Source organism: Streptosporangium sp. NPDC002607 (assembly GCF_053592655.1).
Map to the genome: position 1 here is coordinate 92,734 of NZ_JBSFWD010000030.1, position 13,474 is coordinate 106,207.

11 protein-coding genes are annotated in these 13,474 nt (G+C 71.0%); 9 read left to right on the top strand and 2 right to left on the bottom strand.

Translation table 11 applies throughout. From position 1 onward, the window contains the following. The first annotated feature begins 8 nt into the window (after positions 1–8). From ACWD3H_RS29715 to ACWD3H_RS29755, 9 genes are all read left to right on the top strand, one after another. Positions 9–1,769 (top strand): thiamine pyrophosphate-binding protein, encoded by a 1,761-nt coding sequence (locus ACWD3H_RS29715; RefSeq protein WP_451957340.1) that lies wholly within the window; start codon positions 9–11, stop codon positions 1,767–1,769. A 168-nt stretch (positions 1,770–1,937) separates the two neighbouring features. After that, entirely contained in the window at positions 1,938–2,132 is a 195-nt protein-coding gene (locus tag ACWD3H_RS29720; RefSeq protein ID WP_451957341.1) for a ferredoxin, read from the top strand. Beyond that, positions 2,129–3,337 carry an NAD(P)/FAD-dependent oxidoreductase gene (locus ACWD3H_RS29725; RefSeq protein ID WP_451957342.1) on the top strand — a complete coding sequence of 403 codons (1,209 nt, stop codon included), beginning with the start codon at positions 2,129–2,131 and terminating at the stop codon, positions 3,335–3,337. Before ACWD3H_RS29720 ends, ACWD3H_RS29725 begins: the two co-directional genes overlap by 4 nt. Before the next feature lie 336 nt (positions 3,338–3,673). Further along, positions 3,674–4,990 (top strand): aromatic ring-hydroxylating oxygenase subunit alpha, encoded by a 1,317-nt coding sequence (locus ACWD3H_RS29730; protein WP_451957343.1) that lies wholly within the window; start codon positions 3,674–3,676, stop codon positions 4,988–4,990. A 5-nt stretch (positions 4,991–4,995) separates the two neighbouring features. Continuing rightward, entirely contained in the window at positions 4,996–5,472 is a 477-nt protein-coding gene (locus ACWD3H_RS29735; protein WP_355561246.1) for an aromatic-ring-hydroxylating dioxygenase subunit beta, read from the top strand. A gap of 36 nt (positions 5,473–5,508) precedes the next feature. After that, positions 5,509–5,772: a hypothetical protein gene (locus tag ACWD3H_RS29740; RefSeq protein WP_451957344.1), complete on the top strand. Its 264-nt coding sequence runs from the start codon at positions 5,509–5,511 to the stop codon at positions 5,770–5,772. Positions 5,773–5,903: 131 nt separating this feature from the next. Beyond that, positions 5,904–6,782: a KPN_02809 family neutral zinc metallopeptidase gene (gene ypfJ / locus ACWD3H_RS29745; protein WP_451957345.1), complete on the top strand. Its 879-nt coding sequence runs from the start codon at positions 5,904–5,906 to the stop codon at positions 6,780–6,782. A gap of 108 nt (positions 6,783–6,890) precedes the next feature. Further along, a complete protein-coding gene (locus tag ACWD3H_RS29750) occupies positions 6,891–7,067 on the top strand; it encodes a DUF6203 family protein (RefSeq protein WP_451957346.1) in 177 nt (58 codons plus the stop codon). Between the two features lie 200 nt (positions 7,068–7,267). Further along, the gene (locus ACWD3H_RS29755; RefSeq protein WP_451957347.1) at positions 7,268–7,735 is read left to right on the top strand and encodes a hypothetical protein; all 468 of its coding nucleotides are present in this window, start codon (positions 7,268–7,270) and stop codon (positions 7,733–7,735) included. On the opposite strand, the gene ACWD3H_RS29760 is transcribed toward ACWD3H_RS29755, so the two are convergent. After that, positions 7,706–10,831, bottom strand: a complete 3,126-nt coding sequence (locus ACWD3H_RS29760; protein WP_451957348.1) for a non-ribosomal peptide synthetase — start codon at positions 10,829–10,831, stop codon at positions 7,706–7,708. The genes ACWD3H_RS29755 and ACWD3H_RS29760 overlap by 30 nt on opposite strands. Beyond that, the gene (locus tag ACWD3H_RS29765) at positions 10,828–13,362 is read right to left on the bottom strand and encodes a S9 family peptidase (RefSeq protein ID WP_451957349.1); all 2,535 of its coding nucleotides are present in this window, start codon (positions 13,360–13,362) and stop codon (positions 10,828–10,830) included. The genes ACWD3H_RS29760 and ACWD3H_RS29765 overlap by 4 nt, the downstream gene beginning before the upstream one ends. Positions 13,363–13,474: the final 112 nt, after the last annotated feature.

The following is a 13,474-nucleotide window of genomic DNA, read 5'->3' on the forward strand; positions in this document are numbered from 1 at the left end:
GAGTCTCCGTGAAGCCTGAACGGTTGAACGTGCCGATCACCGAACGGCCCCCCATGGAATGGGGCAGCGACGCCATCGCGGAACTGCTCAGCCGTCTCGACCTGCCCTACATCGCCATGGTCCCCGGCTCCAGCTACCGGGGACTGCACGACAGCCTGGTGAACTACCTCGGCAACACCGGGCCGCAGATGATCGTGTGCCTGCACGAGGAGCACTCCGTCGCCATCGCGCAGGGGTACGCCAAGGTGACCGGCCGGCCGATGCTCGTCGGGCTCCACAGCAACGTGGGCCTGATGCACGCCGCGATGGCGATCTACAACGCCTACTGCGACCGCGCCCCCATGGTCCTGATCGGGGCGACCGGCCCGCTGGACGCCGCGAAGCGCCGGCCGTGGATCGACTGGGTCCACACGTCCGCCGACCAGGCGGCGATCGTCCGCCACTACGTGAAGTGGGACGACCAGCCCGGCTCTGTGCAGGCGGCGCTGGAGTCGGTGATGCGCGGGTACCGCCTCACCCGGACCGAGCCGTCCGCCCCGGTCTACATCTGCCTCGACTCCGAGATTCAGGAGTGCGAGGTCGACGCCTCTGTCGGGGTCCCGGAGCCCGAGCGGTACCCGGCCCCCACGGATCCCGCACCGGACGCGGGCACGGTCGGCGAGATCCTCGCGATGCTCGCCTCGGCCGAGCGGCCGCTGATCCTCCTGGGACGAGCCGGCCGCACCGAGGAGGAGTGGAACCGGCGGGTGGCCCTGGTCGAGGCGCTGGGTGCCTGCTGCCTGACCGACATGCGCATGCCGGCCGCCTTCCCCACCGAGCATCCGCGCCACCCCGCCAAACCCGGAGCGGGCCGGCTGAGCAGGACCGGTGCCGAGCTGGTGCGCCAGAGCGACCTGATCATCAGCCTGAACTGGACGGAGCTCTCGGGCACCCTCACCGCGGCGTTCGGGGACGGCCCGCGGCCCAAGGTGGTCCACTGCAAGAATCTGGGAGCCCTGCTCAACGGGTGGACCAAGGACCACTTCGCGATGGTCTCCTCGGATCTGGAGGTCACGGCGGGCGCGGACCAGATGGTCTCGGCCCTGCTGGCCCGGGTGGACGGGAACCCGCCGGTCGAGCGGCCCGGCTGGCCTCCCGCGCTCCCGGTGACGCGGCCGGCCGGCCGCCCGGAGGTCGAGGGCGACCCCATCCTGATGCCCGACCTCGCCGCGGCGATCCGCGAGGCCGCCGGTGACAGGAAGATCAGCTACACCACGCTCCCGCTGGGATGGTCCGGAGAGGACGCGCTGTTCTCCGAACCGCTGGACTATCTCGGCCGCGACGGCGGTGGCGGTGTCGGATCCGGGCCCGGTATCGCCGTCGGGGCCGCGCTGGCCCTGGACGGGACGGGCCGCGTGCCGGTCGCCGTGCTGGGAGACGGCGACTACCTGATGGGCGGCTCGGCGCTCTGGACCGCCGCCCACTACCGGCTGCCGCTGCTGGTGATCGTCGCGAACAACCGGTCGTACTTCAACGACGAGGGACACCAGCAGCAGGTCGCGGAGCGGCGCTCGCGCCCGGCCGAGAACCGGACCGTGGGACAGCACCTGCGCGACCCCGACCCGGACCTGGCGACGATCGCCCGCGGCCACGGGCTGACGGCGTACGGTCCGATCCTGGACCCGAGTGAGCTGCAACCGATGCTCGCCAAGGCGTTCGACGAGGTCGGCGCGGGTGGCACGGTCGTCGTGGACGTCCGGGTCAATCCGTACGGCTACGGGCGGGCTTGATGGTGTCCCGGCGGTGCGGCGGGCGGCGGCCCCCGGCCGGCCGCCTCGCCGTGCCGCCGGCGGGTGGCCCGGCCGAAGCGGCGCCCGAGCCGGACGGAGGGGCGGGTGCTCAGGGCAGCCCGGGTCAGGCTGTCACGGCCGCGACCTACCTAATATCAGGGAGTTCTCGTGAAGCTGTACATCGAGTTGGAGAAGTGCTGCGGGTTCGGCGAGTGCATCGCCCTCGCGCCCGATCTGTTCCGCATGGGCGACGACAACCGTGCCCAGCTGATCGGTGACGGGACGGTGAACCAGGCCGACGAGGAGCGTGCGCGCACCGCGGCCTTCGCCTGCCCGGCGGAGGCCATCGGAGTCGACGGATGACCGACCGCAGCGACGTTCTGATCATCGGCGGTTCCATCGCCGGTGTGCGGACCGCGGAAGGGCTGCGCCGGCTCTCGTTCGAGGGCAGCATCACCATCCTCGAAGAGGGCTCGGACCTCCCGTACGACCGTCCCGCGCTGTCGAAGCAGGTCCTCACGGGGGGCGGGAGCGACGAGTCGGTCATGTTGCGCTCGCAGGCGGATCTGGACAAGGCCCGGATCGAGCTGCGGCGGGGCTGCCGCGGCGTCGGTCTCGACGTGGACGCGCGTACGGTGCGCCTGGCCGACGGCGCTGTGATCGGGTACTCCGACCTGGTCGTCGCCACGGGCTCCGCGCCCCGGAGGCTGCCCGCGGCGCCGGCGCGTCCCGGTGTCCACTACCTGCGCACGTTACGGGATGCCCGGAACCTTCGCGACGCCATCGACGCGCCCGCCCGGGTCGTGATCGTGGGAGCCGGTTTCATCGGTTCGGAGGTGGCCGCGGCGGCGGCGGTGAGGTCGGCGAGCGTCACCGTCGTCGAGCCGTACGCGTTTCCGCTCAGCCGGGTTCTCGGCGACCTCGTCGGCAAGCGGCTCGCGCGGCTGCACGAGAGCAAGGGAGTCCAGCTCGTCCTGGGCCGCTCGGTGAGCGACGTCGGTGACGACGGCGCGGGCGGCCGGCGCGTCGTTCTCGACGACGGCACGACGTTGGACTGTGACGTGGTGGTCGTCGGCATCGGTGCGATTCCCAACACGGCCTGGCTGGCCGAATCGGGACTCGACGTGGCCGACGGCGTCGTCTGCGACGAGTTCTGCCGCGCGAGCGCGCCGCATGTCTTCGCGGCCGGTGACGTCGCACGCTGGCCGAACGCGCTGTACGACGAGCCGATGCGCATCGAGCACTGGACGAACGCCGTCGAACAGGCGGGGGTCGTGGCGTGGAACATCGTGCACCCGGACAATCCACGCGCTTATTCGCCGGTCCCGTACGTGTGGTCGGATCAGTACGGCAGCCGGCTGCAGATCGTCGGCCGGCCGAGGGCTGAGGACGAGGTGCGGATCGTCCTCGACGACGCGGCCGGTGACGGCCTGGTCGCGTTGTACGTCCGCGATGGGGGCCTCGCCGGCGCCTTCGCTCTGAACGCGCCTTCGCAGCTGCTCGCACTGCGCCGCTCACTGGCCGCGCGGACTCCGCTGGACGAGATCATGGCGACCTTCGAAGATTGAGCATTGTATGTACACTGAAGAGTGGATACACTTACTTCTTGTACAGGATGAGCGTGTAGGCCGCCGTGTGAGGCCGGAAGCCCGCTCGTCTCGTGCGAGAACGCTGATGAGTCCGTCGCGTCCATGACCGGACACGCTACTGCCCCGTCCGCTCCGGCGTCGCCGCAGGCCCCCTCGCCGGTCGGCGGTTCGGGCCCCTGGCGCCGGAGGAGCGGGGCGCGGTAGCGGCCGAGGCGCCGCCGCAACCACGAGGTTCGGAACCGGAAGGTATCCCGACGTGAGGTACGCGGCATTCCCGAGGACAGGATCTGGATGTGGGAGAGAAAGGTTGGGGCTGTGGCTCATTTCGCTGAACTGATTCAGCCGGACCGCGTGCACTCCGCGGTCTTCACGAGCGAAGACATATACAAGGCTGAACTCGAGAACATCTTCTATCGCTACTGGGTGTTCGTGGCGCACGAGTCGGAGATTCCGCAGCCGGGCGACTACTGCACGAAGTGGATCGGCGAGAAGCAGCTCATCGTCTCGCGTGGCGCCGACGGTGAGATCGGCGTCTTCTTCAACCGCTGCCGGCACCGCGGTGCCGCCGTGTGCATGGAGGAGTACGGCAACGCCTCCTTCTTCCGCTGCCCCTACCACGGCTGGACGTACAATTCCTCGGGCGACCTGGTCGGCGTTCCGTACCCGTCCCGATACGGCGACGACTTCGACAAGAGCACGCTCGGCCTCGGCCGGGTCCCCCGCGTCGGGTCCGCCTCGGGGTTCCTCTTCGCCTCAATGGCCGAGGAAGGCCCCACGCTGGCCGAACACCTGGGCAAGGCCGCCGGCTACCTGGAGGACTTCGTCAAGGCGTCGCCTCAGGGCACCGTGAGCCTGTCGGCGGGAACGTCCAAGTCGATGTTCTGGGGCAACTGGAAGTTCGTGGGCATGGACGGCTATCACACCAACTTCACCCACAAGACGGTCCTCGACCTGCGCCAGCGCAAGCAGGGCGCCTCGTACAAACGAGGCGCCGGCAACTCCGACAAGTCGTCGAACGAGAGCTGGGACCTGGGCAACGGTCACTGCCGGCTGGACCTGACCGGGAAGGACAAGGTCGTCGTCGGGGCCGCGTCGAACACGTCGATCGCCGCCGGTATCCCCGACACCGCCGACGGTCGTGAGTACATGAGCCTGATGACCGAGGCGTACGGAGACGACGCGCCCGAGGTGATCCGCCGCTCCCGCGACGTGCACATCCACGTCTGGCCGAACCTGCAGCTGATCGGGTCCCAGGTACGCGTCGTCCGCCCGCTCGCCGCGGGACGCACCGAGGTGATGAGCTATCCGGCGATGCTGGACGGTGTTCCGGATTCCGTCAACACGGAGAGGATCCGCTCCTTCGAGTGGTTCAGCGGCGTTGCCAGCTTCGGCACTCCCGATGACACCGAGATCTTCGAGCGCAACCAGATCGGGCTTCAGGCCGACCACATCCCGTGGCTGGTCCTCGCGCGCGGGCTGACGGTCGAACCCCAGGAGGACGGCTCGCTGGTCGGCAACGTCACCGACGAGGTGCCGCAGCGCGCCCAGATGGGTGCGTGGCTGCGCGCCATGAGCGACGGTCCCGCGGCGGCCGCCGACATCGTCGCGCACACCGAAGGAGCGGCGCAGTGACCGACATGGCCCTGCTCGGCGATGTGACCGAGTTCCTGTTCCTCGAGGCCGAGCTGGCGGACGCGAACGCGTATGACGAGTGGCTCGCGTTGTGGGACGACCAGTGCACCTACTGGGTGCCGTGCAATCTCGACGACTACGACCCGGCGAAGCACGTCTCGATCATCTACGACGATCGCGCCCGTCTCGAGGAACGCTGCTTCCGGCTGACGACCGGAGGGGCTCACTCGCAGGAGCCCCGCTCGAAGGTGTCCCGGGTGGTCGGGAACATCCGCGTCGTGAACCCGGACGGCGAGGACGGGACCGTCGAGGTCACGGCCCGGACGATCATGGTCGAGCTGCGGCTGGGCCGCAAGTCGGTCTACGCCGCTCGCTGCCACTACACGCTGTGGCGCTCGCCGTCGGGTTTCAAGCTGCGCCGGAAGAAAGTGATGTTGCTTGACGCCGACGAACGGCTGGGCAACATGACGTTCCTGATCTGATCGACGTTGAACGAGACACCGGACGTGGGGTATGCCATGACTGACCTCAACGGTTCGAAGCGGAGAGACAGCCGCGCCGAGCCGCTCGCTGGTTTCGTCGACGGAGTGGTGGTCGGCAACGAGTTCGCCTCCATCGAGATATCGGTCGACACGTCAGGGCGTGTGCGCAGAGCAGTCCTGAAAGACATCACGTCCGGCCAGGTCCGCTACATCGATCCGCTCGTGCTCCAGGCGTTGGTCTACATGTCCGACGATGTGATGCAGTCCCTGGCGGATCCGAACCTGATCGTGTCGGACTAGCTTTCGCGTTGGCGGTCAAGGGGGGCGTGAGCAGCCGGCCGTCCCGGCCCGGCGCGGATACGGCTGTCGCCGCTGGGGTGATCACGGCACAATGAAGTCACGGCAGGCACTCCCAGAGAAAAGTGACCGTGATGGATTTCCGCGACGATGTGGATCTCGACGCCTCCCAGGTGGAAGACCGGGGCGGTGGCGGTCTGTCCGGTGGCGGAATCGCGGTCGGCGGGGGCCTGATCGGCATCATCGCGCTGGCCGCAGCCGTATTCCTGGGGGTCAACCCGGCCGAGCTGCTGAACGGCGGCGGCTCACGACCCGCTGACCCGGGCCCGGCCTCGAACCTGGGAGCCCAGTGCAAGAAGGGGAGCGACGCCGACCAGTCGGACAAGTGCCGGGTGGTGGGTGTGGTCAACAGCGTCCAGCGGTACTGGCAGGACGCCTTCACCGAGCGCGGCAAGGAGCCCTACCGCACCGCGAGAACCATCCTGTTCAGCGGGGCCGTGACCACAGGGTGTGGCCACGCCGGCTCGGCCGTCGGCCCCTTCTACTGCCCGGCCGACCGCCGGATCTACATCGATCTCGGCTTCTTCGAGGAGCTGCAGAGCCGCTTCGGCGCCAAGGGCGGCCCGTTCGCCCAGGCGTACGTGATCGCTCACGAGTACGGACATCATGTGCAGAACCTGATCGGGACCACCAGGCGGGTCGGCAACGACAGGAAAGGGGCCGACAGCGCCTCGGTCCGGCTGGAGTTGCAGGCCGATTGCTATGCCGGGGTGTGGGCGAAGAACGCCATCGACACCGGGTTCTACGAACGGCCGTTCACCGACGCCGACATCCAGGAAGCCCTGGACGCGGCCGCGGCGGTCGGCGACGACCGGATCCAGGAGCGCGCCCAGGGCAGGGTGGATCCGGAAGGATGGACGCACGGCAGCTCGCGACAGCGAGTCAAGTGGTTCACCACCGGATACCGAACCGGTGCCCCCGCGCGCTGCGACACCTTCTCCGGCAGCCTCTGATATCTGGTCGCCCGTGGCCTGGGCGGTGCACGTCCAGAGGTGATCCACCGGCTCTGTGTCACGCGCGCTTTCCGGCTGATCGGGTCGCTGCCGGGCAGTGACGGTGTCATGAAAAAGTTCTTCAAGGTCGTGGTGGCACGCCGGCTGTCCCGTACGCCGATCGGACTGGCGATTCTGGGAGCCGGCTGGTTCCTGGGGCGGCGGCGCAGGCAGCGCGCGCGGCGTCAGGGCGAGCCGAACGGGCAGCGGGGGCGCGATTCGCGCAGACGTGCGGGAAGGCGCTGAACTCCGCTCGTTCGGTGGAGCGTCTCCGGGAGTGTGCCGGCCGGGTGGAAACCTCCGCCCGCCCTGCTGTCCATCACTGGTGAACAACGGGGCGGTCAGCGGCCTCTTTGGGGCCGCCCCCTCCAAACGCTCACCGAACGTCAGCGTCCCGTATCAGAATGACATGACGCCAGGTGGTGGCCGACCTCTGCGAGGGTGGTATGGACAACGTAATGCGGCTGGTCGATGCTGCGACACTCGATCCGCGGATCACCCCCGAGCAGTTGAGCACCCGCTACGGCCAGGACGACCACGCCTGCAGTCTGCCGGCCGTCGCGGAGGCGATCCTCAATCGTGTTCCCGCCGGTGTCACCCAGTGGCTGTCGGCCCCCGGCGTGCGCGCGATGTGGGAGGAGGTGCTCACCGTCCAGGAGGGCAACCACCAGCTTTCGTGGTGGAGCAAGATGATCACTTTCGGGATCGAGCACCCCGACACCCTGCGCGCGGACCGGCGACTGGCCAGGATCCGCCAGCGTCGCCGAGAGGCACAGTTCATCGTGACCACATCGGTGGACCGGCCGGTGGACGGCCGTGTGCGGGACACCTCGGCCCTGGACAGGCCGCAGGAGTTTCACGAACGCGGGCTTCCGAAAGGGGATCTATCCGGGGTCGCGCAACGCCGAGGCTAAGCCCGTGGCCGTTGGGTGTTCCCACAGCAGGCGGGCCGCCACCGGTCTGCGCAGGCCGTCACGGAGGCGGTCCAGCAGTGTCACCGCGAGCCGCGAGTCGCCGCCCGCCTCGAAGAAGGTGTCGTGCGGGCCGACCCGATGGTTGTCCAGCACCCGCCGGAAGGCTTCCAGCACCTCCAGTTCCAACCGGTCACGTGGCTCGTCCGTGCGTCTCCCGGCGCGGGCGGCCGAGGAGGCCAGCCGGCGACGGTCGATCTTGCCCGCGCTCGTCAGCGGTAGCTCGTCCAGCACGTGCACGGTCCCCGGCACCATGTAGCCGGGCAGCCGCCCGGCCGCCCATGCCCTGGCGTCCTTCGCCGTCACCGGCCCGGAAGCGGAGGCGGGCATGGGGACGGACACGTAGGCCACCAGCTGGTCGTCCTCCAGTGTCACCGCCGCGTCGTCCACACCGGGACAGGCGCGTAGCGTCTGCTCGATCTCGCCGAGCTCGATCCGGTAGCCACGGTGCTTGACCTGGTGGTCCACCCGGCCGATGAAGTCGAGGCGGCCGTCGGGGCGCTGCCGCACCAGGTCGCCGGTCCGGTAGAGCCGCCCGCCAGGCACCGGAGGCCGGCTCGGTGCGGGGGGAAGCGGCCCGGCGAGGGGCACGAAGCGTTCGGCGGTCAGCGCGGGTCGCCGGTGGTAGCCGCGGGCCACGCCCGCGCCGCCGACGTGCAGCTCGCCGGGCACGCCCCGTGGCACCACACGGCCCGCGGCATCCAGCACCAGCGCGTACGTCCCCGCGATGGGCAGTCCGATCGGCGGTACGCCCTCGCCGGGCGAGCAGTCGGCCAGGGTCGCGATGACGGTCGCCTCGGTCGGCCCGTAGGCGTTGACCATGCGCCGGCCGGTGCCCCAGCGCTCGACCAGTTCGGGAGGGCACGCCTCGCCACCGGTCACCAGCACCCGAAGGTCCGGCAGCGGGTCGTCGCCGGGCAGCGTCGCGATCACCGAGGGGGGCAGCAGCACGGCGTTCACCTCGCGCCCGGACAGGCACCTGCTCAGCGCCCGGCCGACGAGGATGTTCCCGGCCTCCGGTACGCACAGGGTGCCGCCGGAGGTCAGCGTGGTGAACACCTCCCAGACCCAGGCGTCGAAGGTCGGCGGCGCGAACTGCAGCAGTCGCGTGCCGGGGCCGATGCCCAGCTCGGGGGCGAGGGCCGTGACCAGGTTGCACGCGCCGGAGTGCTCAAGCAGCACCCCCTTGGGCAGGCCGGTCGAGCCCGAGGTGTAGATCATGTACGCGAGGTCGCGCGGCCCGGCGGGGCTGACCGGGGCGGTCACGCCCTGGTCGCTCAGGTCGAGGTCGAGGCGGCGCCCCCCGCTCCGCGGCAGTTCGCGAAGGATCTCCCCGGTGCTCACCAGGACGGCCGCCGCCGCGTCGGACAGCAGGTACTCCAGCCTGGCGGCAGGCTGGGCCGGGTCGAGCGCCAGGAACGCGCCGCCCGCGTACAGCACCCCGGCCACGACCGTGACCAGGCGGGCCGAGCGGGGCAGGCAGATCGCGGTCACCGTGCCTGGGCCCACCCCCTCGGCGGCCAGCCGGCCGGCCAGCTCCCGGGCACGCTCGTCCAGCTCGCGGTAGGTGAGCCGCCCGTCGTCGCCGTCCACCGCCGTCACGTCGGGGGTGCGCCCGGCCTGCGCGGCGATCAGTACGGCCAGGGTGGAGTCCGGGTCCGCGGTCACCGGTGGGCCGGTAAGAGGACCGGAGCACCCGTCCAGTGGCAGGTCGAGCACCGGCCGGGCGGGGAAGCGGGACATCTCACCGAGCAGCCGGATCAGGCGGGCGGCCATCAGCTGGATCGTGGCGTGGTCGAAGACGTCGACGGCGTAGGTGAGGGTCGCCCGCAGCCGCTCATCGCCGCCTTCGGGAAGGGCCGCCCCGCCGTTCCCGGCGAGGGGAGCACGCGGCCGGTCACCGCTGTCCCCGCCCTCGCGGCCCCTGCCCGACGCCTCCGTGGTGAGACGCAGGTCCAGGTCGAGGGCCGTCCACGGGGTGACGGCGTCCGGGGCGTCGAGCGGTTCCAGGCGCAGGCCCGCCGCCTCGTGCGTGACGGGATGGGGCACGACGCCGTACGTCACGTCGAACAGCGCGCCCCGGCTGGGGGTGCGGGGCGGGGCGACGGCGGCGACCACGTCCTGCAGTGGCAGCGGATGCCGCCGGGCGTCGCCGACGGCCCGCTCCAGGCGGGCGGAGAGGGCGGCGAGGTCGGGGTCGCCGGACAGGTCCACGCGCACCGGGAGGAAGTCATCCAGCGGCCCCACTGTCCCGGAGAATTCGTTCGGCTCCCCGCCGAGCGGCCCCGAGACGCGGCCGGGGGAGTGCAGGCCGATCGTGAAGCGCTCCTGGCCCGAGCAGCGCGACAACAGCGCGGTGAACGCGGTGAGCACCGCGAGCGGAGGGTCACCCAGCCCGGCCGGTACGGCCACCTCGAAGTGGTGTGCCCCGCCCGCGCCGGAACGGCGCCCGGGGCGGGGACGGTCGGTGGCCACCTCCAGCGGCGGCACCTCCCGCAGTTCCGCACGCCAGAACCTTCCACTGCCAGCGTCCGCGTCCCTCTCGGCAGGGGCGGAGGGCGGCCTGGGCAAGCGCGGGGAGTCATCCTCGGCCCTTGCCCGGTACAACTCGGCCAGGTCGGCGGCCAGTACGGCGGCCGAGCCCTCGTCGGTGACGCACGGGTGCGCGCGCAACACCAGCACGTGCTCCGCCGGGCCGAGCGCCAGCAGCGAGACGCGGGCCAGCGGCCCCGTCACCAGGTCGAACGGCCGGGACTCCAGCTCGGCCAGCGTCGCGCCGAGCTTCTCGGGCTCGACCGGCACCGCCCGCGGGGCGGGCAGGACCCCGGCCGAGACCACCGGGCGTGGCCCGTCGCCCCGGGTGGGCAGGGACCAGCGCAGCACCTCGTGCCGCGCGGCCAGGTCGCCGAGCGCCGCGCCCAGTGCCGCCTCGTCGAGGGGGCCGGTCAGCCGCAGCCGCAGGGAGATCCCGCCGGGCGCGACATCGCCGAGCAGATGTTCCAGCCAGGCCCGCTCCTGGACGGGCGAGAAGAGCCTCACCGCTCGCTCCCGGGCAGGTTCAGCCGGAGCCAGTCCAGCTCCTGTTCGATCATGCTCTGGAAGTTCGCGGGCGAGACCATCGAGTACGGCATGTGTGCCTCGCCCCAGTAGCTGACCAGCCGCACCTTCTTGGCCTGCCTGGCCAGCGCCGTGTACATCTCCTCGGAGCCGGTGTGGGTCAGGTAGTCACGCTCGCCGTGCAGCATGAGCACCGGAGTCTTGATCTTGCCCGCGTGCAGCAGCGGGCTGTTGCGCACGTACCGCTGCGGGTCCTCCCACGGGGGCTTGCCCAGCCCGAACTCGAAGGCCGGGTCCTCGATGTAGGCCGGCGCGAACCATTCCTGCGCGCGCGGCGTGTAGCGGAAGCGGGAGTCGAACACGCCGTAGCTGCTGATCACGTCGGAGAAGCCGGAGATCGCGATCGCCGCCTCGAACCGGCCGGTCTGGGTGACGAGGCTGTGCACGTTGTAGGAGCCGAAGGAGTGCCCCATCACCGCCAGCCGCTTGGAATCGGCCACCCCCGAGTCGATCGCGGCGTCCACCGCGTTCATGATCGGCTTGGTGGGCCAGGTCATCGGCTCGGCCGCCGCCCTGCCCTCGGGGCGGGGGATCGACGGGACGAGCACGGCGTAGCCGCCTGCGGCCAGGAACTGCAGGGTCAGGTAGCTCGGGTTGTTGACCTGGAACTCCGGCACGTCCTTCAGGGTCGAGACGATCCGGGTGCCGTACACGTTGACCACGAGCGGGTGACGCTGCCCGTCACGGTGGCCCGGTGGCAGCAGCAGCGCGCCGGTCAGCTTCTCCCCGTGCGCGCCCTTGTAGGTGACGAGCCTGCGCTGCGGGGGGAGCACCTGGGCGAGATGGCCGTTCAGCGAGATCCGCTGGGTGTGGCGGCCGGCGTGCGTGGTCCACAGCGCGGTGCCCTGGTCGCCGCCCGCGCCGAAGACCGCGGTGCGGTTGGCGGGGGAGTACCCGGCGACGCCCGCTTCGGGGTGCGGCGCCGGGAGCGGGGTCAGCACCGGTGCGGCGCCGGGCGCCAGCTCGTACAGGCCGCCCTTGGTGTCACGCGCCAGCACCAGGGGGAAGTCGCGGTCGAGCCGGGGGTTGGCCGGTTCGGCGCCGCCCCGGTCGGTGGGGCGTACGCCGTTGCGCCTGACACCGTCGTCCAGCGGCCAGGCCAGCTCCGCCAGCGGGGCGGCGCCGGTGGCCTTCAGGTCGCGGGCCTGCCCGGTACGCGGGTCGATCAGCCAGGCGCGCCCGTCGGCCACGCCCAGCACGCCGCCGGCCACCGGCACCAGCTCCAGCGGGGGGACCTTGAACCGCGAGGTCAGGTCGCGCGGCTTGGCGGCGGGATCGGCCGGGTCGAACGCCCACCAGTCCTGGCGGGCCGCCGGATCGGCGGCATCGGCGACCTGCGTACCGCGCACCAGCGGGGTGCCCGCGCCCCAGAGCAGGCCGGTGGCCACCAGCCGGTCGGCGGCCAGTGGTGCGGCCTTCCCGCCGGCGGCGGGCACCAGGTAGGCGGTGAACGGGTCGGGCGTCTTCGGCGTGGCCTTGCCGACGACCAGCAGGTTGGCGCCGTCGGCGGCCCAGCGGGGCTGCACGGTGACCGAGGGACTCGGCACCTCGGTCACCACGCGTGGCTGCCCGCCGGCGGCGGAGGCGATCGCCAGCCGGGTACGCCGTTCCAGGACGCGCTTGAGCTGTCCGGCGCGTGCGGGGGTGGGGCCGAGGTCGTCCACCCGGGCGATGCGCCGCCCGGTCGGGTCGGCGACCAGGTTGCCCGCCGTGTAGGTGCGGGCCGGCCCCGCTGAGGTGATCTTGCCGGTGACGGCGTCGATGACGGCGATCTCCTCGTCCAGCGTGTCCGCCCTGCCGGCGGTGGAGCTGTCGAGCACGGAGGCGGTGTTCTCCTTGCCGCGCTCGACCTTGGCCCACTCCTTCGGGGCGGCACGCTGAGCCTCCAGCCACTGCCCGTACTCCAGCGACCAGCGGCCGGGGTTCACCATCGGTGCGATCACCCGCCGGGAGTCCAGCCACTGGATCAGGTAGCCGGAGGCGTTCGTCATCGTCTGCACCCCGCGCGGGGTCAGTTTGCGGATCTCGCCGCTCTCGCGGTCCCACACGTGCAGGAACACGTCGTCGCCGCCCCGGGTGGAGGCGAAGGCCAGCATGCGCCCGTCGGGCGACCAGACCGGGTTGTAGTGACCGGTGCCGTCCTTCGCCCCGTGCGTCACGTCACGGGCCGGCCCCGCGCCGTCCGCTATCCAGATGTCGGCGCGCTCGTTTCCATCGACAAATGATGCGCCATATCTGCTCGACTCGCTCGGACCACGTTTCACGACCGCCGCCACTGATTTACCGTCGGGGGACGGGACGACCTGACCGAGTTTCTTCGTGGCCAGGAAGTCCCGCATCGTGAACGGCCCGGGGGCCCGCACCGCGACAGGCTGCTCCACCGGTGGGGAAGCGCCTCCCACCAGGGCGGCGGCCGTGAGCAATGACAGGACGAGCTTGACACGTAGCACCATGGGAGGACGATAACCACGTCATCGGAAACGCGGAAAAACGCCCGAGCGGCCCTCCGGTGGGCGGCTTATAATCCCGCCTTCGCCTTAATCGGACCATCCCGCCGCTTAAATC